Genomic DNA, 23649 nt, shown 5'->3' with positions numbered 1-23649 from the left:
GATGATACAATAGACGGCAAACGGATGTTCGGGAGGTGCTGCGGCATGGCGCAGATGGAGCTGGAGACGGATGCGGTCATAGAGAGCGGAGGGCTGCGTATCGCGGTTCGCGCGCTGGCGGAATACGCCTGTCGCGGCGGCAGCATCGTGTACGGCTTTCGCAGCGCGGTTGCGATGACGGAGGGAGCGCGGATCCATAAGGAAATTCAGGCGGCATATGGCGAGCAGGATGAACGGGAGCTCTTTTTGCGCGAGCAGCTGGAGCATGCCGGGGTGAGATGGACGATCGAGGGGCGCTGTGACGGGCTGCTTCGCGAGGAGGGCATGGAGGCTGTAGACGAGATCAAGTCGGTGTCCATGCCGCTTGGAGAACTGCCGGAGGACGGTTTTCGCGTCCACTGGGCGCAGGCGATGGGATACGCCTACATGTTTGCCGTGCAGCAGGAGCGGGAGCGGATGCGGGTTCAGCTAACCTATGTGCAAAAGGACACAGGAGAAGTTCGCCGGCTGAGCCGGATTTGCTCCATGGAAGAGCTAAAGGCATCCATGCTTTGGCTGTTGGAGGCTTATGCTCCATATGCTCGCATGATGCAGCGGCACCGCGAGCGGCGGGACGCCAGCCTGGGCGGGCTGGACTTTCCGTTTGGGCGGTTCCGGCCCGGTCAGAAGCGGTTGTCCGCAGCGGTCTACCGGACGCTGGAAACACGCGGCGGCCTGTTCGCCAAAGCGCCAACCGGCATCGGCAAAACGATGTCGGTGCTTTGGCCGGCGGTGCGCTCGCTTGGCGAGGTTTCCCGTCTGTTTTACTTGACGGCGCGCACGACAACACGGGCGGCTGCCGAGGATGCGCTGCGTCGTATGGAAAAGGACGGGCTGATTGTTCATGCGGTGACGCTAACCGCGAAGGAAAAAATCTGCCCGCAGCCGGAAGTGCGCTGCGACGGGGCGGAATGCCCGTTCGCCGATGGATATTTCGACCGGATTAACGGAGCGGTGCTTGATCTGCTGCAGGAGGAAACGCTCATTACCCGCGAGACGGTGGAGCGTTATGCCCTGAAGCACCGGGTCTGCCCGTTCGAGTTTTCACTCGACGCAGCTTATGCGGCGGATGTGATTATCGGGGATTACAATTATGTGTTTGATCCGAAAATATCGCTGAAGCGGCTGCTGGCGGAGCAAGCGCGCCGGTCGGCGCTGCTCGTGGACGAGGCGCATAACCTGCCTGACCGCGCCCGCGCCATGTATTCCGCTGCGCTGGACAAAGCGCCGTTTCTTGCGCTGCAGCGCAGCTTCAAAAGCGGCGCTCCCGCGCTTGCGGCGGCAGCAAAAGCCGTCAACGCGCAGTTCATTGCGCTGCGCAAACAGATGGACGCCGGCGGAGAGGGCCCGGCGGAGCTGAAAGCTGCCGGCGCGGGCATTTTCACCGGCGAAGCGCCGCCGCAGGAGCTGCTCGCGGCTGTGAGCGCCTTCGCCGAGACAGCTGCGGCCGCGTTAGCCGCCGGAGAAGTTGGCGGAAGCGCCGGAATCATAACCGCTGCGGCGGATGGAAGACCGGCAGAAGCGGAGGCGGTTTCAGTCGCTGCACGTTCCGGTGCAGCGGATGAAGGGGCGGATGCTCATGCGCCCGACGCTTCGAAGCTGCTGCTGGAGACATACTGGGCCGCCAAGTCCTTTGAAGCGGCCGGCGGCTGGTACGACGAGCGGTTCGCCTTTATTGCGGAACGGTCGAAGGGAGGCTCGGTTAAGGTTACCCTTCAGTGCCTTGATCCGTCGCAGCTGCTGCGGCAGACGGCCAAGCATTATGGCGGGCGGGTGTTCTTTTCGGCGACGCTTTCCCCGCTCTCCTTCTATATGGACCAGCTGGGCGCGGATGAAGAGGACCGGTCGCTGACGCTGCCGTCCCCGTTTGACTCCGGCCAGCTGGATGTGGAAATTGTGCCGTATTCAACCCGTTATGCGGATCGTGAGACGACGCTGCAGCCGCTTGTCCGCAAGCTGCTTCAGGAAACCTCCGGGAGAGGCGGCAATTGGCTCGTGTTTTTCCCTTCCTACGCTTATATGAATGCGGCATTTCGCCAACTGCTCGCGGAGCTGGGAGCGCCGGATGAACCGGACGCAGAGGACGCGGCTGAAGACGGCGTGTCCAAACGATTTCAGCCGGGGGCCGCCTATACGCTCGGAAACGGAAAAGAGCTGCGGCTCCAGCTGCAGCGGCCGGAAATGTCGGAGGAGGAGCGGGACGGCTATCTTTCGGTCTATGAAACCAGCGAAGCAGGCGCGGTGCGGGTCGGCTTTGCGGTCATGGGCGGCGTTTTCTCGGAGGGAGTCGACCTTACAGGGGACAGACTAACGGGAGTGGCCGTTGTCGGCGTCGGTTTGCCGCAGATCGGCTCGGAACGTGACTTGCTGGCCGCTTATGAGCAGCGCCAGGGCCGCAGCGGCTTTGACTATGCGTACGTCTATCCGGGCATCGGCAAAGTGCTGCAAGCGGGGGGCCGGCTTATTCGCAGCGAAGAGGATCGCGGGGCGCTGCTGCTCATCGACGACCGTTACCGCCAGCCCCGCTATCGGCGTTTGCTGCCGGAGGAATGGCTCCAGGCCGCCGACCGCAGTCATTGAGGCACATTGTTTAGCAGCATGTTGCATGATTAGAACCCGAGTCCGCCAGAGCGCGGTCCCGGGTTCTTTTTTTTGCGCACCAAGGCTGCCGTCCGCTTTCCCGCAGATGCAAATGAAGCAAAAGACAGTGTTGCTCAGCCGTTCTTTTTTGGCAGCGGCTCCCATATATTGAGTACAAACTCAGTCATCCGTACAAGCCTGAAGCCGGTTGTTTGGCCTCAATCCGCTAACTTGAATCTATTTCCTGAACTGGTGTTTATTTAATATACCCAACGGTTAATATTTAGTGACGGAAGGCCGAACGGGATCGTTATGCCCTAAAGCCGCTGGAAACGAAAAGGGAGAAGAGCAATCAAGGGGAAGCGGGTGACATACGGTGGGGAAAAGGTTGGACATAGCCGTGGTCGGAGCCGGACCGGGAGGGCTGGCGGCGGCGATGCTGCTGGCAGCTAACGGCCATAACGTAACGGTGCTGGAAAAACAGCCCTATGTCGGGGGGAGGACCTCTGCGCTTAGGCTGGGAGACTACCTATTTGACCGGGGGCCGACCTTTCTGATGATGCTGCCGGTGCTGGAAGAGCTGTTCGCGCTGGCCGGACGGCGGCTGCAGGACTACATGGAGCTGAAAAAGGTCGATCCCTTGTACACGCTGAAGTTTGGCGATCTGGAATTTTCGCCGGGCGGCAGCCATGAGGACACGGCTAAAAGCATTGAGGAGCTCTTTCCCGGAAACGGCGAGCGTTATCTCCGCTTTATGAGCCGGGAACGGGACAAGCTGTCCCGTGTGCTGCCGCTGCTGAAGCGCCCTTTTACGAGCGCGGGCGGGTATTTATCAGCCGATATGCTGCGGGCTCTGCCGCGTCTGGATGCGGCCGATACGGTGTATAAGCGGCTCTCGCGCTATTTTACGGACGAGCGGCTGCGGTGGGCGTTCTCCTTTCAATCCAAATACCTTGGCATGTCGCCATGGGAATGCCCCGGCACGTTCACGATGCTGAGCTTTCTGGAGCATGAATACGGCCTGTACCATCCCGTCGGCGGCTTAAACCGGATTACCGAAGCGATGGCGGAGGCGGCTCAGGAGCACGGAGCGGAGCTTCGTCTGGCAACGGGCGTGCGGCGCGTGCTCGTCCGGAACGGACAGGCCAGAGGGGTGGAGCTGGATAACGGCGAGCGGTTGGAAAAGGACGCGGTCGTCATCAACGCTGACTTTGCCCATGCGGCGGCAAATCTGTTCGAACCGGGCGTTTTGAAGGCTTACTCCCCAGCTAAGCTCATCCGGAAAAAGCTGTCCCTGTCCACCTTTATGCTCTATTTGGGAATCAATTCGGAGCTGCCTCTGCCCCATCACAAAATCGTGTTTGCCGCCGACTATCGGAGCAACGTCGACGATATGACCAAACGAATGGTTCTCTCGGAGGAGCCGTCTCTGTACATTCATCATCCTTCCCGGCTTGATCCGACATTGGCTTCGCCCGGTAAATCGGCGGTGTACATGCTGATGCCCGTCCCGAACAACCGCTCCGGCATCGATTGGAACGCTGAAGCGCCGTCCATTCGCAAGCTCATGCTGGAAAAGCTGGCAGGGGAATGCGGCTTCGCCAGTGCAGCCGGGCTGGAGGCGCTCGTGGAGGAGGAATTGATGTACACGCCGCATGATTGGGAGCAGCGCTCCTACGTGTACGAAGGCGCTACGTTCAGCCTAGCCCACAGCTTGGACCAGATGATGTACCTGCGCCCGCATAACAAATTCCAGGAGGTCGACCGCTGTTATCTGGCAGGAGGAGGAACACATCCCGGCAGCGGACTGCCAACGATTATACAATCGGCCATAATCAGCGTGCGCCTGCTGGAGCAGTCTCAAGGCGGGGCAGCGCCCGAGCGGAGATTTTTGGGACGGTGGAGGCGCGGTCAGGCCGGCCCGGAGCGAACGGCTTCGGGAGCGAAGCCTGCTGGCGCGGGTGCGGAAGCGGGACTTGCAAGCGCCCGTGCTGCCGCTGCGGAGAGCCGGCCATGAAGATAGCGGTCATCGGATCGGGTGTCGGCGGCCTGACGGCAGCGCTGCTGCTGCGCCGCCAGGGGTACGAGGTGGAGCTATACGAAAAGGACGCGAAGGTTGGCGGCAGGCTGGCTTTTGAGGAAGACGGCACCGGTCGTTTTCGCGTCGACCAAGGGCCGACCATTGTGCTGCTGCCGGAGCTGCTGCTGGACATTTTGGAGGAGGCGGGAGTGCCGCGCGGCGAGATCGAGCTGCTGCGAATCGACCCGCTGTACGATTTTTACTACCCGGACGGATCACGCTGGACAAAATGGCAGGATGCCGGCCAGCAGGAGCGCATTATGGAAGCGGCTTATCCCGGAGGGGGAGAAGACTTCCGCCGGTATATGCAGGACATGGAGGGGCTGTTCGATTACGGCTTCCAAGCGTTTCTTTCCCGCACGTTTGACGGCCCGCGCTCGTTTCTTACACCGGCGAACCTGGCCTTTCTGCTGCGTTCCCGCGCCTATCGGGGGCTTCGTCCCTGGACGGCGGATTATTTTCGCAAGGAGCGCATCCGCGACGCCTACTCCCTGCAGTCGCTTTATATCGGGGGCTCACCGCAGCAGTCGCCGGCACTGTACGGGCTTATTCCTTACAGCGAGCATAAACACGGCATCTGGTATTTAAAAGGCGGCTACGGCACGCTGGCGGCAACGCTGGAGCGCGCTTGCCGGGCTGCGGGCATCACGCTTCATCTGGAAACGCCGGTAGACCGCGTGCTGACGGAGTCGGGCCGCTGTACGGGGATCGAGTGCGGCGGCCAGCGGATCGGCTACGACGCTGTTGTATACAACGGCGATTACCCCGGTCTGAGCAGCTTGCTGGAAGGGGGGCGCGCCAAGCGGCGGAGCTATGTTCCTTCCTCCGGATGTCTGCTCGTTTATTTGGGGCTGGACCGGCGCTGGGAAAACGCCGGGGCGCATCAGTTTTTCATGCCGGATCGGCATATGGAGCATATGCGGGATGTTTTCCGCCGTGGAAAGCTTAGCGCTGCGCCTTCGTTTTACGCGTTCAATCCCGCAGCCGTTGACCCGGATGCCGCCCGTCCCGGAGAAAGCGTGCTGTACTTCCTCATTCCCGTCCCGGCCGACGAGGACCTCGATTGGGACGGCGAGGGAGCGGAGCTGATCGAATCTGTGCTGGAAAGGGCGGAGCAGCTCTGCTTTCCCGGATTAAGGGAGGCAATCCGCTGGCGGCGAGTCCGGACGCCGCGCGATGCGGCGCGCGCAGGCCTGTATCGCGGAGGCAGCTTTGGCATCGCGCCGGTGCTGCGCCAGTCCGGCGGCTTCCGGCCGCAGGTGAAACCGCTGCCCGTTGATCGGCTGTATGCGGTCGGGGCGTCGGTTCATCCCGGAGGCGGCATTCCGATTGTGATGCAGGGAGCGCGGCTGCTCGGCCGACTAATCGAAAAGGAGTTGGGGTCATGCTGGAAGCCCGCCTTGCCGCTCAGTGCGAAGCGGTCATGAAACAGAGCTCTGCGAGCTTTTATGAGGCGTTCCGCCTGCTGTCGTCTCCGCGCAGGGAGGCGGTTTTTGTTATCTATGCGTTCTGCCGCATGATCGACGATTCCGTCGACGAGCCGGAGCGGGCTTTTTATACGCTGGAGGAGCTGGAGGAGAGGTTTGACCGTCTGGAGGAGGCGGACGGGCATTTTATTTGGCCTGCTCTGCGCTGGCTGCTGGACAGCTTTCCGCTTGGCAAAGAGCCGTTCCGCACGCAAATGGGCGGCCAGCGAATGGATCGTTACCGCACCCATTACCGTTCGCTGGAGGAGCTGGAGGATTACTGCTACCGCGTAGCGGGTTCCGTAGGAGAAATGCTTTTGCCCGTGCTGCATGAGCAGCCGGATGCTGTCATTACCGAGGCGGGCGTTTGGCTTGGCAAAGCGATGCAGATCGTCAATATTCTCCGCGACGCGGGTGAAGATCGGGAGCTGGGCCGCCGGTACATTCCGCTGCAGCTGATGGAGCGGTACGGCTATAGCGAGCATGATTTTGACGCAGGATTGGTGGACGAGGCGTTTGCCGGAATGGCGGAAGAGCTGGCGGCGCTGGCAGACGATTGGTTCCGGCGCGGACTTCAGGGCATCCGAACCTATCCTGCGGACAGTGAATTTGCCGTTCGGCTGGCTGCGGCCTACTACGGGGCAATTGTGGATGCGGCGCGCTCGAACGGCTGGGACGTATTTACGAAGCGGGCCTACGTCACGGGCGACGCCCGCAGGCTGCTGCTGCGGAATGTAATGCTGGACATGGCGTCGGAGCAAACACGAGAGGCCGGGTCTGCGGAAGAGAAGGATAGAACGCAGCGGGCGCAGCGCGACCATGGCGAGCGTAGTTTGCCGGAGGATCCGGCTAAGCGGATGGCTTTGTGAGCCAGGGCGTGGGTCGCGGGAGCGCGGCTTATGATGCGGAGCAGCAGCGGCCCGCAGCGGGAAGCGGCGCAGACGGATCGGCAGGGGCGGGTGGCGTTGATGCGGCTCCAGCAACAGCCGTTCGCCGCCTTCTGGAGCGGACGCAGCTGAGCGGGCGGCCGTTCAGCATGCTGTTTCTCATCTGGTATGCGGTTGGATTTGTCCTGATGGTGTTTGGCGAGGTTCCTCGCCAGCTAGAGTTCGCCAACGGCGTGTTTCTGGCGCTGTTCGCGCTCAGCCTGAGCGAGCTGGCTGCCGAAGGGCTGGGCTGGAGGCGGCTTGCCCTGCCGCTGCTGCTGGTCAGTCTCGGAACGTTTGCGGTGGAATGGGTCGGCACGCATACGGGATTTCCTTTTGGCGAGTATACGTATGCCGATATGCTGGGCTCGCTTGTTTCCGGCGTTCCTTGGACGATGGGGTTAGCCTGGGTTGGCGTCATGCTGTGCGGAGCCCTTCTGTCCACGGCGCGCAGCCGGGTGTGGCGGGCCATTGAGACGGGAGCGTGGGTGCTTGCGCTGGACGCCGTGCTGGACCCGGTCGCGGAAGCGAGAGGATTTTGGGACTGGGCGGGAGGCGGCTTCTACTACGGAATTCCAACGGCCAATTTTATCAGCTGGTTTGTCATCGGCGCGCTGCTGTCGCTGCTGCTTCCAGGGCTGCGAACGGGCCCGGAAGGGCGGACGCTCTCCCGCCGCCTGTACCAGCTCATGCTGCTCCTGTTCGGTTTGCTGGCTCTGAAGGCGGGACTTTATGCGGCCTTTACTCTTTCACTGCTGTTCATCGCTGCTTCGGAAGGGAGGAGCCTCCTTGATTCCCGCCGCTAAAAGCCGGCTCTTTAGGCATATATTCGCGCTCTATCAGAGTGTCTATTTGTTTCCCCGCTACCTGCACGGCGTATACCTGTCAGGCGAGCTGGACGCTGCGGCGGATGTGGCAGAAGGCGCTAATTCTGCTCATTTCGATCCTGTTGTGCAAAATATTCCCTCCTCCGCGCCAGTTCAGCGCAAGCAGCGGCTGCCGGTGCTTTATGCCGCCAACCATGTTTCCTGGTGGGACGGGCTGGTGCTGTTTCAGCTGACGGAACGGCTGACTCGCTCCGATCCGTACATTTTGATGGATGAGCGGGGCTTGCGCCAATATCCGTTTTTCCGGCGTTTAGGCGCTTTTTCAGTGAACCGGGAACGCCCCCGGGATGTGCTGGCGGCGCTTACGTACGCGGAGCAGCGCCTGCGCAGCGGCTGTCCGGTCTGGATTTTCCCGCAAGGGGCGATTACGCCGCCTGAGCTTTCGGTTGAGGCGCAGAACGGAATCGGACAGCTGCTATGCCGCCTTGGCGCTGCCGAGGTACGTCCGGTTACGCTGCATTATGTGTTAGGCGATCACCAGAAGCCGGCGGCTACAGTAAAAGCGGGCCGCCCGCTAACGCTTGACTGGAGCGGATTAAGCCGGGCGGAAGCGGCGTCGCTTGTTGCGGACCGGCTGCAAAACCAAGCGGAGGAGCATCGCCGGGAGCTTGCCGAGCATCCGCTTCCGGACAAAGGCGGTAGCTTTCGGCTCGTTTTAAGCGGCGGACGCTCCACCTCGGACCGTTACCGCAGCTGGAAGGAGAGATGGGGCCGATGACGGCTTTTTTTACGGTCGTAACGGGACTGTTGGCACTGCAGCTCTGTTTCGTTTGGTGGAACCGAAAATACTATGTTCCGCTAGGCGAAGAGGCTCCTTTAGGTATAGGCGCCTCCTCCACTAGAAAAGCTGCAGCTTCTAATTCTGCTCATACCTCTTCAAATCTCGATCTTACTTCAAATATCAAAAAAAGTAATTCCAAGTATTCCGAAGTATTGCCTAGTGATATTTCGATTCTCATTCCAGCCCGAAACGAAGAGCGCAACATAAGCGGCTGCCTGGAAAGCCTGCTTGCGCTGCGGGAGCCGCCGCTGGAAATTATCGTGCTGGACGACCACTCGGATGACGGAACAGCTATTCTTGCCGGGGGGCTGGCCGCCCGGCCGGAGTCCCGCATTCGGTTGTTGCAGGGAAGCGAGCTTCCGGCAGGCTGGCTCGGCAAATCGTACGCCTGCTCCCAGCTGGCGGCAGCTTCCCGCGGACGCTGGCTGTTATTTATCGATGCGGATGTGCGTTTGGAGCCGCATGCTCTGGAAGCGGCGGCGCTGGCGGCCAGCTCTCAGGGGAGAGGGCTGATCAGCGGTTTTCCCCGGCAGCAAACCGGCACCTGGCTGGAAAAGCTGGCTGTTCCGATGATGATGTTCACGATTCTCTGCCATTTGCCGCTCAAGCTGGTCGGCGGCTCTAGCGACCCTAGATTTGCTGCGGCGAACGGTGCTTTTATTCTCATGCAGCGGGACAGCTACCGGCTTACCGGGGGGCATGCAGCCGTCCGTTCATCCCTGCTGGATGATATGGAGCTGATCCGGCAGGCGAAGCGCTGCGGCGAGCCGGTCCGGCTGGCGCAAATCGACCGGCATTCCTCCATGCGAATGTACCGCAGCGCGCCGGAGGTGTGGGCGGGATACCGTAAAAATCTGTTCCCCGGCATGGGGCGCAATCCGCTTCTGCTGGCGTTTGTTGCGATGATGTACAGCCTGCTCTATGTTGCCCCGGCTGCAGGGCTCGTTGCCGCAGCTGCGGCGATGGCAGCTGGAAGCACGCCCGGCTGGGCTCCCTGGGCAGCTGCCGCATGGGTGCTTGGCGCGCTCATCAAGCTGTCCGTGGACCGGATCAGCGGTTTGCCAGTCTGGCACTGCCTGCTGCTGCCAATGAGCATAACGGTCGTTTTGCTCATTGGATTCGACTCGGCCTGGAGGCATTACCGCCGAAAAGGTTATGAATGGAAGGGGCGGCGGTACGCATGATAAAGGACGCAAAACCGGGTGCGGTCCGCGCTAAGTTATCCCCGCCAGCAGCCCGGCCGCGAACGGCGGAGGGGAAGGTTGTTGTGATCGGCGGCGGTCTGGGAGGCCTGTCCTGCGCCATTCATCTTGCTGCCAAAGGCTGCCGGGTGACGCTGCTTGAAAAAGAGCCGGAGCTTGGCGGCAAGCTGCAGCGCGTGGAGGAGGCGGGATACCGCTTCGACAACGGTCCCAGCACGATGACGATGCAGCCGGTGTTTGATGCGGTATTTACTGCGGCGGGACGGCGCCGGGAGGATTATTTGACGTTTCATCCGCTTGACCCGATCGCCCGGAACAGCTTCCATGACGGTACTGTTGTTGAGGTAACGCCGGACGCGAGTGTAATGGAGGAGCAAATTGCGGCGTACAGCCCGGAAGACGCCCGGAATTACAGGGCGTTTATGGAGGAAAGCCGCCGTCTCTACCGTCTGGCGGAGCGGGAATTTTTGAGCGGGCTGATGCTGAATTGGCGGGATAAGCTGCGTCCTTCCCTATTGTCCGGCTTCTGCCGGATCAAGCCGCTCACCTCCATGGAGCGGACGCTGCGCCGGTACTTCCGGCATCCGCACACATTGGCGATGTTCGGGCGCTACGCGACTTATGTCGGCTCCGCTCCGCAGCAGGCGCCGTCCATTTTTAACATGATGGCCCATGTCGAGAGCGGCCTCGGCGTGTTTGCCGTGCAGGGCGGCACTTACTCCATTGTGGAAGCCTTTGGCCGTCTGGCGAGCGAGCTGGGGGTGGATATCCGCACCGGTGTTGAGGCGCGGCGCATCGTTTCGGAGAACGGACGGGCGGTCAGCGTGGACACGGATGAGGGGGTTTTCCGGGCGGACGCCGTTGTGGTGAATGCCGATCCTCTGTCGGCGCGGTTAAAGCTGCTGCCGGAGGACCGGCTGCAGACCGCTGCAGCCGAACGGAAGCTGGAGCGGCTTGAGCCGTCGGTAGCCGGTTTTGTGCTCCTGCTTGGCGTGTGCGAGGATTACGGGCTGCTTCGCCATCATAATGTATTTTTCCCGGAGCATTATGCGCGTGAGTTCGACGATCTGTTCCGACGCCGCCAGCTGCCGGAGCAACCGGCTATTTATGTGTGCAGGTCCGGCGGCGATGCGACCCGCCGCAGCCTGTTTGTGCTTGTGAACGCTCCGGCCTGCCGGGAAGGCCTGAATTACGAGGCGATAAAGGAAGATTATGCCGCCGCCATCGTTTCAAGCCTGGAGCAGCGGGGTCTGCACGGGCTTGGCCGGGCGATTCAGCCTGAGCGCGGCGGCTTCAGCCGCATTTTGACGCCAGATGATCTGGAGCGGCGCACCGGCGCATGGCGGGGAACCATTTACGGGGCATCCTCCAACAGGTTCAGCCAAGCTTTTTTCCGGTTTCCGAGCCGGGATCGCGACGTTCGCGGCCTGTGGTATGTGGGCGGCTCGACCCACCCCGGCGGCGGAACGCCGATTGTCACGATGGGCGGACGGCTTGTCGCCGAGAGGCTGATCGGGGAGGAGCTTGGGCTGCAGCGCAGTTAACAGCCAAGCGGGATGAACAAATCCGGGAAAGTTGGTTGAAACTTTTGACCGTTTAACGGCGTATCAATTTCCAGTTCCATTCCCTCGGCTAGCACCCTTGCGTGACAGACTCGGGCTTGCGGGATGGGCAACTTCGGCTAGGGGAGTGTGCGGGAATGTCCTTTTTCAAAAATATGATGGCTTCAATGGGGATCGGTTCGGCTCAGGTGGATACGGTGCTGGAGGTGCCGCAAAGCGGCGTCCGTCCGGGCGACACTATTACAGGGCATATTATCGTTAAAGGCGGTTCGGTTCCGCAGCAGATCAACGGCATTGAGCTGCTCGTTATGACGAGTTACATCAAAGAAGTGAACGACACGAAGGTTCGCGAAAATGTGAGTTTGGCCCGTCTGCCGCTGCGCGCTTCCTTCCAGATTGGAGCGAATCAAATCGAGGAATTTGATTTTAACCTGGAGCTTCCGCTGTACACGCCGGTGACCGCTGGCGGCACGCAGGTATGGATCAAAACTTCGCTTGATATCGCCAGCGCGCTCGACGCCGGAGACAACGATTATATCCGGGTGCTGCCGCATCCGCTCGTAGAGGATATTTTGGAAGCGGTCGACGAGCTCGGCTTCCGTACCCGCGAGGTAGAGTGCAAGTACGCGCCGCATTCCCGTCTGGGAACGCCGATTTTGCAGGAATTCGAATTTGTTCCGCGCACGCGCAGCTTTGGCCGACTCGATGAGCTGGAAATGGTTCTTGTGCCGGCGCAAGGTTACGTCGATGTGCTGATGGAAGTGGACCGCCGCTCCGGCGCGCTGTCCGAATGGCTGGGCACCGACGAGTCGCGCACGCTGTTCCGTCTGAGCGAATCGGAAATCCGCCGCGGCCGCAGCGCTTTGGCTAATGAGCTAGAGCAGCGCATCCGCCGTTTTATGTAAAGTGAAGAAGCCTCTTCCCGGCCGGGAGGAGGCTTTTTTTTATTTCGTAGAGCGGGATGGCGGGCGCAGCCGAGCAGGGAAAGCGGAACATAAAAATAAGACCAATTTTGGATTTAATTGAGCCGGTTTTTGAAGAAATAGGCGGAATAGGACCATTCTTTGGTCTTAATTCGGTCTGTTTTCCGGTTTTCAGAACAAAGTAGTCCGTTATTGGTCTTAATCCGATAAGCCAAACGGGCGGCGGTTATCTTTTCAGATCATATCCGACTGTTCTGCGGTTCGGCGTTAATTTCTATTACCGGGCGGTCGTCAAAGCGCTATACCGCCGGTGCAGCTCTTGGGATACCGGACCCGGCGACCCGCTGCCAATTATTCCTTCGCCGCGCACTTTCACAACAGGAACCACTTCGATACCGCTGCTCGTTAAGAAAACCTCATCGGCTTCCAGCAGCTGGGCAGGCGTGAATGCTTCCTCGACAAATGGAATGCCGGCAGCATCCGCCATGCGTCGCACTGCTTGCCGGACAATTCCGCCTAGAATCAGATTCGAGAGCGGATGAGTCTGAATAGCGTCGTCACGGACCAGATAAACATTGGAGCTCGAGCCTTCCGTCACCATGCCGTCCCTCACGAACACAGCTTCAAAACAGCTTTGCTCCACGGCGGTTTGCTTCGCCAGCAGATTCGGAAGCAGATTGAGAGATTTGATATGGCAGTTCATCCAGCGCTCGTCCGGCAGCAGCAGCACCTCAGCTCCTGTGTCGCGCAGCTTTGGCGGCAGCGTGTAGGATGGCTTTATTGTCATTGTGACCGATGGAGGGGTCGTCGGAAAAGGATGGTTGCGGGGCGCAATGCCTCGCGTCACTTGCAAATAAATGTCGCTGTCAGCCAGTCCGCTGCGCCGGATCAGCTCATATACCGTGTCCGTTAACTCCTCCCGGCTCATCTGGATTTCCAGCCGAATCAGGGCAGCGCTGCGATAGAGCCGATCCATATGCTCCTCCAGCATGAAGGGGCGGCCGCCGTATACGCGCAAAAACTCATAAACGCCGTCGCCAAACTGGTGTCCGCGTTCCTCAATTGGCAGAACCGGTTCATCCAGCGCTACATAACGTCCATTAAAGTAAGCAAGACTCATTGCGTATCACTCCTATTTTGCTTTTTGATAAAACAGAGCCGGAGAAACGAGCAAGTTGTTGTCCAACTTCAATTGCAAAGCTGAAACCTCGCGATTGGCCGGTGAGCATGCCTTTGCTGCAAGATAGGTGCGCTAACTTCTGCATTCCTCAGTAGTCTATAGCCAGAATACTTCAGCGCCATTAGTAGAGACAAGCGCAGGAGAAAAGGGCGGCCAATGAAAACAAAACAGCCGCCTGCTGCGTCTTAAATTTAAACTCCGGTGAAAAGGATTGAAACCGGAGCTCTAGAAGTCAACGGTTCAACGTGGAGGAACAATGCGCATCGGAGACCGTTTTTGGCAAACCGGACCTAGCTAACCTGCATTCTAAAAGAAAACTAACAAGGCGGCGAAAGCCGAACACATTTCCCCTTACTTCGACATCAAAGCTAGGTTACACTTGGTATGCCTCAATAATCTGTCTGTATGTTCTGACTATTGAATGCGTTTACTTGCGGGCTTCGAGATCCGATCAAAGGGGGAGATGCCTGTGGAACTGTTCGCAGCACTGCTGTTTTTGCTGATCTACGCGCTTGTTATCGGGGTGCTGCTCTACCGCATCCGCAAAGGAACCTACCGGAAGCTCGGCAAGGAAAATACAAGCTTGCTTGCGCTGGTGCTTATCCAGCTTCTTATTTTTGAAGGCAATATGTATGTCAAAGCGGGACTGGGCAGTGTGCTCGTTATCGTTTATGCGTCAGGCTGGCTGCTAGTGGAAAGAGGAAGACAACGGGGACAGCCATAGCAAAAATCCGGATAATTATCCTGAAAATTCAGTCTATTCCCCAGGAAATATCCGCCACAATGGGGAACAAGTTGTGAATTTCGCGCGGTACGGAAGGAAATTTCCGGCTGCTGTCGAATGATATTACCAAGCATTACCGAATGGCTGTTTAAGGCGTCTGTATTTTCGAGCTGCGAGGAGCGGTTCTTTTGCGGAATCAGCCTCGCACACGGAATCGTGCAGCCGCGCTTGCAGCGACGCTCAGTCGTTAAAGTCCAAACATTCCGGCTAAATTGCCGGCGAAACGCTCTCCCTGAACAGAGAGACGAGGAGGAAACAAAGGTGAAGGTACATTTTCAGGTAGGCAACGACAACGGCAACAGCGAGCATGATCTGTTCGTGGACGGAAAGCTCATTCGCCAGCCCAATGTGTGCTGCCGGGTGGACAAGCTTCCTTGGAGTGACGAGCTTCCGCCGGAAAGCTTCATCCGCAACTTGCAAGACCAGCTGATTGTAACGATCGACTCCCCTGCGGCGCGTCCCGGGATGTATTATATCGGGAAGTTCGCGCTGATGAGCGGCGAGCTGCTGGAAAACCTGCAAATCGGAATCGATAACAAAGCGGACATGGATCTTCCGATCATCAACACGCTGGCGCAGGTAGCTGCGGTTGCCGTACAGCGCGCTTATGACGAGACGAAAGGACTGCCGAGCGAGCCGATTGAAGTGACGATCGATATGGCAACGGCGCTGCCGGTAACCCAGCATACCGACGACAACGCAGCCAAGTTCGAATCCAAGTTCATGGACGGCACGCATCGCGTTACCGTGCATCTGAACAAGGTCCGGGTAGCTGTGACGGTTGAATTCGAGTATGTCAAAGCGATTCCGGAAGCGACTCCGGTCGTATTTGCGCTTCAAAAGGACCGCGAGGGCGGATGGCGCTCCGGCGAGATTTTTGACGAATTCGTTGAAGCGTACGATCTGGGAGCGAAGTTCTCCGGCCAGTACTTCAAGGACAAGCGTATTCTGCATACCGATATCGGCGACGGATCGACGGAATATCCGATCACCGAGGGCAATAAGTTCCTGCGCCAGTTCGTGCACGGCAGCCATCACGGAGCCGGTTATGCGATCGAGGAAGCGCTCGACGACTTCAACCGTCTGGTTTATTTGCCGGACAGCCCGCGCCAGTTTTTCAGCGACGTCATCAAAAATCCGCAGCATAAGTACCACAGCCGCGCGATTCAGACGCTGCGCCGCCCGCTGGAGGGACAAGCCCGCCACATCGTACAAAATATCCGCAAACAGCTGACCAAAGCCCGCAATGAGATTGACGTCATTTGCGTCTATGGCGGCGGCAGCGTGCTGATGAAGCCGATTTTGCAGCCAATGCTGCTTGAGCTCTGCGAGGAGCGCGAAATCAAGCTGCTGTACATTCCGGCTGAACATGCGGTGACGATGAATGCCGAAGGTCTGGATGCCTTTGTACGCGGCAAAATTTTTGAGGCGCTGAAGGCAAAAGGGCCGAAGCAGCCGGTTTAAAAGACGATCTGAAGGCTGCTGCTAGCCGGCGAGTAAAGCAGGCATGGAGCTCCGGCGGACCGACGTAAGCGCGGATGCGCGGAGCGGAAGTGCGGCTCAATTAAAATGGGGACGGCTTGGCTGCCGCCAGGCTGGACCCATTTTCCATTTGCGGCTCGAGCAGAGCTTCACGCAAGTACAGGGGGTGAGACCGGGTGAAGAAAATCAAGCAGCCCGGAGAAAATATCAGCCTGAAAACGAAAAAGAACGAGTCCCCCGAGGTGATGGACTGGATCAACGGCCAGTCCAACCTGATGGACTCGATTCGCTATCTGGTTGAAAATGAGATCCGCGAGCATGGCGTGCGGAATCTGCAGCTGTTCATCCCGGCCGAGAGAGGCGTTCTCGTGGCCGGGGGAGCGGCGGGCCGCGCTGCGCAAGGCGCAGCCGGCAGCGAGGCCCTTGGCGGCGGCGCGGCGATTGCCGCCGCCGCAGCGATGGCTCCGGCGCAGCCGCAGCCCGCGGCGGAGCCGCCGCAGGCTGCGGCGCGCGAAGCCGCTGCAGCCGCGCGCGAGAGCGCCGCGGCGGCGGAGGCGCCTGCGGACGGGGACGTCGTCCCGTCCGAGGCGCTGCTGCCGCAGCAGGCTGCCGCTGCGGCGGAGCCTGAACCGGAGCCGGCGCAAGCGGCTCCGGCGGAAGATGATATCGATGACGATGACATCGATAGCTGGATGTAACCGCGCGTGGCGTTAGCCCGCGCGGGAGGGCCCCTAAGCCGCCGCGTGATGAATGCGGCGGCTTAGGGGCTTTTTTGGCCTGCACCCTATAAAAATGAGCGAAGCAGCAAAAACTTTGTTGAAAATCCTCATTTTTCTTTTGCAGTTCCAGCCGTTAAGTTGTAAACTAACCAATAGATGTTCCGGGCCGTTTACGGGCCGACAACGCATAGACCGGAAAGCGTCCGATCTCGTCGTTCGCTGCCGGGTGCAGAAGGGCGATTCTGCGTTTCCGGCACAATTGTGCCGCGATTTGTGAAATTTGGTACAAAGACGCCAAACGCATCAAAAGCGCCCTGCTGCACCCTGCAGCGAAGCGAATTGCCTCCCCGACCGCCAGACCGGAGAATGCTGTCTGCAGGCAGCTTCTCCGGCATACGGCACGGGGGCGGAACCGCATTTCCAGAGTAAAGGAGGAAATATTTCCATGTCCGACAACCAATCTACTCCAGCGGTGGCGACTCAAGAGCCAGCCTCCGTGCAACAGCGCGACATCCTTGATCAGCTCATGAAGCCGGAAGTGCAAGAGTCCCTCACGGTGCTCGTCGACAATCTTCCAAAGCTGGCCGAAATCGTTACTCTTTTGACCAACTCCTATGATGTGGCTAAGTCCCTCGCAACGGACAAAGTGCTCATCAACGACTTCGGCGGCGGTCTTGGCGAAATGGTAAAGCCAATCGTCGACAAAACGAAGACGGTTGCTCAAGCAGCTATCGAAGCTGGCGACCAAGCAGCAAACGAGAACACGTCGGTCGGCCTGTTCGGCCTGCTGCGCATGCTGAAGGACCCTAACGTTCAGCGCACGCTGCGCTTTACGCAAGCGTTCCTCGACAACCTCGGCGAAAAGCAAAAAAACCAGAACTAACCGCGTCCTCCCGCGGGGAGGCCGATAGAACGTGAATGGAGGATGAACATGGCTAAGCATATTCTTATCCTGGGTGGCGGATACGGCGGACTTCTGGCCGCTACGACGGCGCGTCAGCACTTCACGCCGGCTCAAGCCCAGATTACGGTCGTTAACCGCATCAACGCGCATCAAATCATCACCGAGCTGCACCGTCTGGCCGTCGGCAACCTCTCCGAAGGCAACGTTGCGCTGCCGCTGGACAAGCTTCTGCGCGGCAAAGACATCGATCTGAAGATTGGTGAAGTTACTGAAATCAAGCCGGATGAGAAATCCGTCAAGCTCTCCACGGGTTCGACGCTGACTTATGACGCGCTTGTTATTGCGCTTGGCACTGAAACGGCCTTCTTTGGCATTCCGGGCCTGCAAGAAAACAGCTTCACACTCAAATCCGTTGCTGACGCCAACAAGCTGAAAGCGCATGTGGAAGCAAGCGTTGCGAAGTTCAAACAATCCGGCAACAAAGCAGACCTGACCTTTGTAGTCGGCGGCGGCGGCCTGACCGGTATTGAGCTCGTAGGCGAATTTGCCGACATGCTGCCAGGTTTTGTGAAACAGCACGGCATCAGCTACGACGACGTTTCTCTGTACTGCGTCGAGGCTGCTCCGACTATTCTTCCGGGCTTCCCGGCTGAACTCGTTGAGCGCGCGACAACTTCCCTGGAAAAACGCGGCGTTGTATTCAAAACCGGCCTGCCAATCACGGAAATGAAAGGCACGACCGTTTCCCTGAAAGACGGCAGCACGATTGAATCCAGCACGGTTGTTTGGACTGGCGGCGTACAAGGCACAGCCGTTGTCGCTAACTGCGGCATTGAAGTTAACCGCGGACGCGCAACCGTTACGGAAGGAATGCAGTCCACCTCCCACCCGGATGTGTTTATCGCCGGCGACAGCGCCGTCGTTATGGGTCCTGAAGGCCGTCCATACCCGCCAACAGCACAGCTGGCTTGGCAAATGGGCGAGCTGATCGGCTACAACCTGTTCGCTTACTTCAACAACTATCCGATGGATTCGTTCTCGCCGGTATTCTCCGGTACGCTGGGCTCGCTCGGCCGCAAGGACGCAATCGGCACGATCGGCGGCAACCAAACCCGCCTGAAAGGTCTGCCGGCAACGCTGATGAAGGAAGCTTCCAACATCCGTTACCTGTCGCATATTAACGGCCTGTTCTCCCTCGCTTACTAAAATCATCCTGCATGCTGCTTCAGCAGCTGCGATATCTACAAGCTTTCCAGCTTCGGCTGGAAAGCTTGTTTTTTTATGCTGAAATGGCCCGGCAGCGGAAAGCCATCCTAAAACCGCGTCGTTTCGTGTTCCGGCGGGAAGGGTAAGTAGAACTATAGCGAGTCCTAAGCTAATACTATTTCCAAAGGAGCGATGTACCATGCCAGATGGTCTGAGCGATAAAGTAAAAGGTGCTGTCAACAAGGTAAAAGGCGAAGCCAAGGATCAATGGGGCAACGCTACGAATAACCGGAGCCTTCAAGCGGAAGGCAAGGTCGATAAAGCTAAGGGCGAGGTGCAGCAGAAGGTCGGAGAGATTAAGGACCGGCATTAAAAGCTGACTTGCAGCCCGTAAAAAATAGGAAAATTCCTCTTGCAGCATTGCTGCAGGAGGAATTTTTTTCGTTTTTTGGCAGAAATACAGGCATGAAAAATCCATATTTACTCTTCAATTCTCCATTACACATAAGAATGGGTTGGTTTACAATGAGTCCACGGCGAAAGGGGGAATCAAGTTGAAACGTTATATCATTGGAATTGATCTTGGCGGGACAAATATCAAGTCGGCTGTGTATTCGGCTGCGTTTGAAGCCCTTGTTGAACGGAATGACCCAACGGAAGCGGCAGCCGGTCCCATATTTGTTTTGGACAAAATCAAACGGATCGTGGTAGACATGCTGGCAGAGCTTAATGCGGCGCAGGAAGAAGTGAAGTGTATGGGAATGGGCATTCCCGGGCTATTAAACCCCGCAGAGGGCTTATCGTATTTCTCGCCTAATTTTCCGGAATGGGAAAATATTCATATTGTTCAGGAGATGCAAAAAGTTTTTTCTTTCCCGGTTTTTATTGATAACGACGTACGAACCAATCTCTATGGGGAGTGGCGGTTCGGAGCCGGGGCTGGCGTAAAAAACTTGATGCTGCTCACTCTAGGCACTGGGCTTGGGTCCGGAATCGTCATGAACGGAGCGGTTCTTTACGGGGAAACGGCTAGCGCCGGGGAAATTGGCCATATGAACATGTACCGGGAAGGGCGTCCTTGCCGCTGCGGAAGCTCGGGATGCCTGGGCAGATATGTCTCTGCGGTGGGCATGGTTAGAACTTTCACCGAACGGCTTGCAGAGGGAAGGTCGAGTATGGTGCAGGAACGGATCGATGGCAAAATTGAAAACCTAACGGCCCAAATGATTTCCGATGCTTACGACGCTGGAGACGGTCTGGCTATTGAAGTCATGCATGAAACCGGGCAACTATTAGGCTTTGGCCTCGCGACGGCAATCAATCTTTTTAATCCCGGGCTTGTCGTTATTGGAGGCGGAATGTCCGCCGCCGGGGAGCGCTTGCTTGCTTCCGCACGGGAAATCGTCACTAAGCGCAGCCTGCGCGTTTCTTCTCAAGCCTGCACAATCGTTACGGCTCAATTGGGCGGGAATGCCGGAAGGGTTGGCGCAGCTTTTTATGGCAGTGGCAGGTTATCTGGGGAGATCTCCGTCTAATGTCCGGGAGGAAGGAGCGTTTTTACGGTTAACGTTTAAAAACGCTTCTTTTTTTTGCTTGAATCCGAATTTTCAATTAAGAAATCTTGATAAATGTTCGTAAATAAACCTTCCTCTCCCTCTTTTTCTGAACATTATTGACCAAAAAAGCCCAAAATCGATGATTTTCCCGTTCGTTTCTCGCTTCATTCTACATTTTGTGCGGTTTTTGGCTATTTTTCGTTGCTGCTCAGTCATTCCGCACCGGCTCGTTTCGTTCAGCCTGAATCTCATTTAGTCCGGTCCGTCACAGATTCTATATGTTGTTTGCTCAACTTTTGAATGATTCGGCTTCGATTGAAATTCATGTTCGTTTGTCATTGATGTTCGTTTGTACTTGCAGTCCGGATTTTACTGGCCGATCTTGAATCATTGTATCGTTGCTGCCTGCAAATTAACAAGCTATTGTTCAAGGGCTGAAATTAAAACCCCAGTGAAAGTCCTGTTGGAAATACAACATATTTAAACTCATAGGTATGTATCATTTATTTATTTAAATGAATTTCGTTTTATTAAATTAACTTAAATAAACTTTTTGTTCTCGGCGAGTCTAACGATATATAAAGTTTAAAATATGCAAAAAGCCCCTGCCGGGGCAGAGGCTTTTTCGCTAATCGCTGCAAGGCGAAGAACGGATTACCGTTCGACTAGCAGAGGAAAGCTTTGCTGATAATAACCAGCAGGATGAACAGAACGAGGATAGCGCCAATGCTGGAGCCGCCGAAGCCGCCGCAACATCCTTGACCGTAACCTACGCCGCCTACTGCAGTTGGACCTACACCATAATTCATTTGAAAATCCCCTTTCGTTTTGGAAGAGATATTGTAAACAATAGATTCTTTGTGAAATCAGCCATGACGAGCTTTGGTGCATCGAAGTGATGAACCTAAAGCACTCATTTCATGCGAACTAGTAGAGGAACGCCCGGCTGATGATAACCAGCAGGATGAACAGGACAAGGATTGCTCCCGTGTTCGTCCAGAGACCGCCGTATCCAAGTCCGCCACAACCTGCTCCTACTCCGCCTACACCGCCAACGCCGTATGACATTTGTCAAATCCCCTTTCGCTTGAGATAAGACATCATACGCGAACGGCCCCCGGGATGTTTGGGCAGGAAGGTCATTTGCTCATAAATAGGCATATGCCGAGAAAGCCCCCTGTTCACAGGGAGTACGGCAATAACAAGAACAGCGCCGCCCGCGGTTTTCACCTTCGGACGGCGCTGATCTGAAGCGGTCTTAACATGACTAAGGCTGCTTTAAGCCAGATAAGTTAGTCGGCTTGTTGATTAAATTTGCTGCAGAACACGCATACGATAATGACAAGCAAAATAAACAGTACAAGCACGACGCCTGTGTTTTTGCCGCAAGCCGCTTTATTAATGTAGCGGCCTTGGGCTGCATCCAAAATCCCGTTGTTCAGTGCGTCATAAGCAGCGGCGTTGTACGGAGGATAAGCAGTCGGGTAATATGCTTCCTCCAGCGCAAGCTCCTCAATTGGTTCTGGAAGAGGAACCGGAATTGGCCTATCCCCTCCATTGCAATTATAACGATTAAATCCACCCATCTTTTAACTCTCTCCTTTTCTACTAGGATAGGATAAGATATTCCGCCTCCCTTGCTAGTGTTTGGACGCGCAGAGAAATGTGCGTTTGCAGCAGATGCTTCCTTGGCAAGCGCCGAAACAGCAAACATCCCCTGCAGCATCAGCTGCAGGGGATGGAAGGGTTCTGATTAATCGAGCAACCCGCGTTCGCTATGAACTAGTACAGGAATGCGCGGCTAATGATTACCAGCAGAATGAAGAGAACCAGAATGGCGCCCATGCTGGAGTAGCCCCAGCCGCCGCCGCAACCGCCCCAACCTCCGCCGTAGCCTGCACCGCCGACACAGCCTGCGTCAACACCGCCAACACCGCCAACTCCGTAATTCATGGTGTCAATCCCCTTTCTTGTGGTATGCCACATCATACGGGGCAGCTGGCGGAAAGGTCTGGGCAGATACCATAAATGTGCAAACGCTGATTTTTCCATTCGCCCAATCCGGTCAAGCCGTCTCCAGCATAAATGCCTGCTGGCATAAGCCCTTGCGCTCGTGCCGGACCGGGGACGATGACTTTTGGATGAGCCGAATATCCTTGCTGGTACTCCGCATAAAATGTAGTCCGCGAAGGGGCAGGGAGGGGCTTAAGGTGAATATTTTCCGGGAAATAATTGCAGGTGGTTACGAGCAGGTAATGCTGTGTCATGATCCGGCTGCCGGTCTTAAAGCGATTGTTGTCCTGCACGATACCCGGCGTGGACCGGCGTTAGGCGGCTGCCGGATGAGGTCATATGCCTCGGAGGAGGAGGCGCTGCAAGATGCGATGCGTCTAGCCCGGGGAATGACCTTTAAAAATGCGGCTTACCGTCTGCCGTACGGTGGAGGAAAGGCGGTCGTTTGGCAAGAGGAGGCTCCTTCCCGCATGATAGCGGCTGAACAAGACGGAAAAGCGGATTCCCGAAACAGATTGTTTCAGGCATTGGGCCGGAAAATCGAATCGTTGGGCGGAAGATATATTACCGGACTTGATCTCGGAACGACAATTCAGGATATGGATGCGATCCGCATGCAAACCGCGCATGTGACCGATACGACCGGCAGCCTGATGGCGACGGATGATTTTACAGCTGAGATGACCGCCTACGGCGTTTATAAAGGGATGCGCGCAGCAGTGAAGCGCAGACGCAATCTGCCGACTCTTTATGATTTGAAGGTGCTTGTGCAAGGATTGGGCAAAGTGGGAAAACGGCTGTGCAGGTATTTATATGAAGATGGAGCGCGTATTCTCGTCTCGGACTTGAATTCAAAAGCGGAGGCGGAGGCGATTCGGCTCTATGGAGCTCGCAGGGTGAGAGCCGACCGTGTATACAGCACCGCTTGCGATATTTTTGCGCCTTGTGCGGCAGGGGGCATATTGGACGACCGGACAATTCCGAAGCTGCAGTGCTCCATTGTTGCGGGGGCTGCGAACAATCAGCTCCGCATGGAGCGTCACGGGTTAATGCTTCAGGAACGAAACATTCTTTATGCCCCTGACTTCATTATCAATGCCGGAGGCATCATTATTACGGCTGGAGAGCTCCAGGGAGGCGGACGGGAAGAGCTGCTGAGAAGTGTAGACGCGGTTGGAGAAACGCTGCTGGAGGTATTGGAGCTGGCGGCAAACAGCGCTCTGCCGACTTCGGAGGCTGCGCTCAGGCTGGCGGAGGCAAGATTGTCGGAGCTTTAAACCGGAACATAAAAACGGCTTGCCAGACCGCTTTCAACCGGTCCTGCAAGCCGTTTTTGCTGTTGTGCCGCATCGTTAATGC

21 protein-coding genes and 1 pseudogene are annotated in these 23649 nt (G+C 57.3%); 17 read left to right on the top strand and 5 right to left on the bottom strand.

Annotated elements, in window-relative coordinates; translation table 11 throughout:
* Positions 1–45 precede the first annotated feature (45 nt).
* From M3223_RS10215 to M3223_RS10175, 9 genes are all read left to right on the top strand, one after another.
* Positions 46–2619 (top strand): ATP-dependent DNA helicase, encoded by a 2574-nt coding sequence (locus tag M3223_RS10215; protein ID WP_251561197.1) that lies wholly within the window; start codon positions 46–48, stop codon positions 2617–2619.
* Positions 2620–3007: 388 nt separating this feature from the next.
* The gene (locus M3223_RS10210) at positions 3008–4636 is read left to right on the top strand and encodes a phytoene desaturase family protein (RefSeq protein WP_251561196.1); all 1629 of its coding nucleotides are present in this window, start codon (positions 3008–3010) and stop codon (positions 4634–4636) included.
* Complete coding sequence (locus tag M3223_RS10205; RefSeq protein WP_251561195.1) at positions 4633–6126, top strand: phytoene desaturase family protein; 1494 nt, start codon at positions 4633–4635, stop codon at positions 6124–6126. Before M3223_RS10210 ends, M3223_RS10205 begins: the two co-directional genes overlap by 4 nt.
* Positions 6084–7034, top strand: a complete 951-nt coding sequence (locus tag M3223_RS10200) for a phytoene/squalene synthase family protein (protein ID WP_251561194.1) — start codon at positions 6084–6086, stop codon at positions 7032–7034. Before M3223_RS10205 ends, M3223_RS10200 begins: the two co-directional genes overlap by 43 nt.
* Complete coding sequence (locus M3223_RS10195) at positions 7031–7897, top strand: carotenoid biosynthesis protein (protein ID WP_251561193.1); 867 nt, start codon at positions 7031–7033, stop codon at positions 7895–7897. The genes M3223_RS10200 and M3223_RS10195 overlap by 4 nt, the downstream gene beginning before the upstream one ends.
* Entirely contained in the window at positions 7881–8696 is an 816-nt protein-coding gene (locus M3223_RS10190; RefSeq protein ID WP_251561192.1) for a lysophospholipid acyltransferase family protein, read from the top strand. Before M3223_RS10195 ends, M3223_RS10190 begins: the two co-directional genes overlap by 17 nt.
* The gene (locus tag M3223_RS10185) at positions 8693–9943 is read left to right on the top strand and encodes a glycosyltransferase (protein ID WP_251561191.1); all 1251 of its coding nucleotides are present in this window, start codon (positions 8693–8695) and stop codon (positions 9941–9943) included. Before M3223_RS10190 ends, M3223_RS10185 begins: the two co-directional genes overlap by 4 nt.
* Entirely contained in the window at positions 9940–11505 is a 1566-nt protein-coding gene (locus tag M3223_RS10180; protein ID WP_251561190.1) for a phytoene desaturase family protein, read from the top strand. The genes M3223_RS10185 and M3223_RS10180 overlap by 4 nt, the downstream gene beginning before the upstream one ends.
* Before the next feature lie 155 nt (positions 11506–11660).
* A complete protein-coding gene (locus M3223_RS10175) occupies positions 11661–12428 on the top strand; it encodes a sporulation protein (RefSeq protein WP_251561189.1) in 768 nt (255 codons plus the stop codon).
* A 295-nt stretch (positions 12429–12723) separates the two neighbouring features.
* On the opposite strand, the gene dat is transcribed toward M3223_RS10175, so the two are convergent.
* Entirely contained in the window at positions 12724–13566 is an 843-nt protein-coding gene (dat, locus tag M3223_RS10170) for a D-amino-acid transaminase (protein ID WP_251561188.1), read from the bottom strand.
* A gap of 529 nt (positions 13567–14095) precedes the next feature.
* Between dat and M3223_RS10165 the strand changes: the two genes are divergently transcribed.
* From M3223_RS10165 to M3223_RS10135, 7 genes are all read left to right on the top strand, one after another.
* Positions 14096–14350: a hypothetical protein gene (locus tag M3223_RS10165; RefSeq protein WP_251561187.1), complete on the top strand. Its 255-nt coding sequence runs from the start codon at positions 14096–14098 to the stop codon at positions 14348–14350.
* A gap of 321 nt (positions 14351–14671) precedes the next feature.
* Positions 14672–15874: a ParM/StbA family protein gene (locus M3223_RS10160; protein WP_251561186.1), complete on the top strand. Its 1203-nt coding sequence runs from the start codon at positions 14672–14674 to the stop codon at positions 15872–15874.
* A 194-nt stretch (positions 15875–16068) separates the two neighbouring features.
* The gene (locus tag M3223_RS10155; protein WP_251561185.1) at positions 16069–16590 is read left to right on the top strand and encodes a hypothetical protein; all 522 of its coding nucleotides are present in this window, start codon (positions 16069–16071) and stop codon (positions 16588–16590) included.
* 466 nt (positions 16591–17056) lie between these two features.
* Positions 17057–17494: a DUF1641 domain-containing protein gene (locus tag M3223_RS10150; RefSeq protein ID WP_251561184.1), complete on the top strand. Its 438-nt coding sequence runs from the start codon at positions 17057–17059 to the stop codon at positions 17492–17494.
* 48 nt (positions 17495–17542) lie between these two features.
* Entirely contained in the window at positions 17543–18721 is a 1179-nt protein-coding gene (locus tag M3223_RS10145) for an NAD(P)/FAD-dependent oxidoreductase (RefSeq protein ID WP_251561183.1), read from the top strand.
* Positions 18722–18920: 199 nt separating this feature from the next.
* On the top strand, positions 18921–19094 hold the full coding sequence (locus M3223_RS10140) for a CsbD family protein (protein ID WP_251561182.1): 174 nt from the start codon (positions 18921–18923) through the stop codon (positions 19092–19094).
* A 181-nt stretch (positions 19095–19275) separates the two neighbouring features.
* The gene (locus M3223_RS10135; RefSeq protein ID WP_251561181.1) at positions 19276–20256 is read left to right on the top strand and encodes an ROK family protein; all 981 of its coding nucleotides are present in this window, start codon (positions 19276–19278) and stop codon (positions 20254–20256) included.
* A 686-nt stretch (positions 20257–20942) separates the two neighbouring features.
* Here M3223_RS10135 and M3223_RS10130 read toward each other — a convergent pair.
* The 4 genes and pseudogenes from M3223_RS10130 to M3223_RS10115 form a co-directional block, all read right to left on the bottom strand.
* Positions 20943–21086 (bottom strand): hypothetical protein, encoded by a 144-nt coding sequence (locus tag M3223_RS10130; protein WP_251561180.1) that lies wholly within the window; start codon positions 21084–21086, stop codon positions 20943–20945.
* A 118-nt stretch (positions 21087–21204) separates the two neighbouring features.
* Positions 21205–21306: pseudogene (locus tag M3223_RS10125) on the bottom strand (sporulation protein YjcZ); the annotation flags it as partial.
* Positions 21307–21569: 263 nt separating this feature from the next.
* A complete protein-coding gene (locus M3223_RS10120) occupies positions 21570–21863 on the bottom strand; it encodes a hypothetical protein (protein ID WP_251561178.1) in 294 nt (97 codons plus the stop codon).
* Positions 21864–22059: 196 nt separating this feature from the next.
* Positions 22060–22230 (bottom strand): hypothetical protein, encoded by a 171-nt coding sequence (locus M3223_RS10115; RefSeq protein WP_251561177.1) that lies wholly within the window; start codon positions 22228–22230, stop codon positions 22060–22062.
* Between the two features lie 257 nt (positions 22231–22487).
* Here M3223_RS10115 and M3223_RS10110 point away from each other — a divergent pair, with 257 nt between their 5' ends.
* A complete protein-coding gene (locus M3223_RS10110; protein WP_251561176.1) occupies positions 22488–23567 on the top strand; it encodes a Leu/Phe/Val dehydrogenase in 1080 nt (359 codons plus the stop codon).
* Positions 23568–23649 lie beyond the last annotated feature (82 nt).

Source organism: Paenibacillus pasadenensis (assembly GCF_023715725.1).
Classification (GTDB): Bacteria; Bacillota; Bacilli; order Paenibacillales; family Paenibacillaceae; genus Paenibacillus_O; species Paenibacillus_O pasadenensis_A.
Note: the sequence above shows the minus strand (reverse complement) of the source record. Positions and strands in the feature narration are given on the sequence as shown.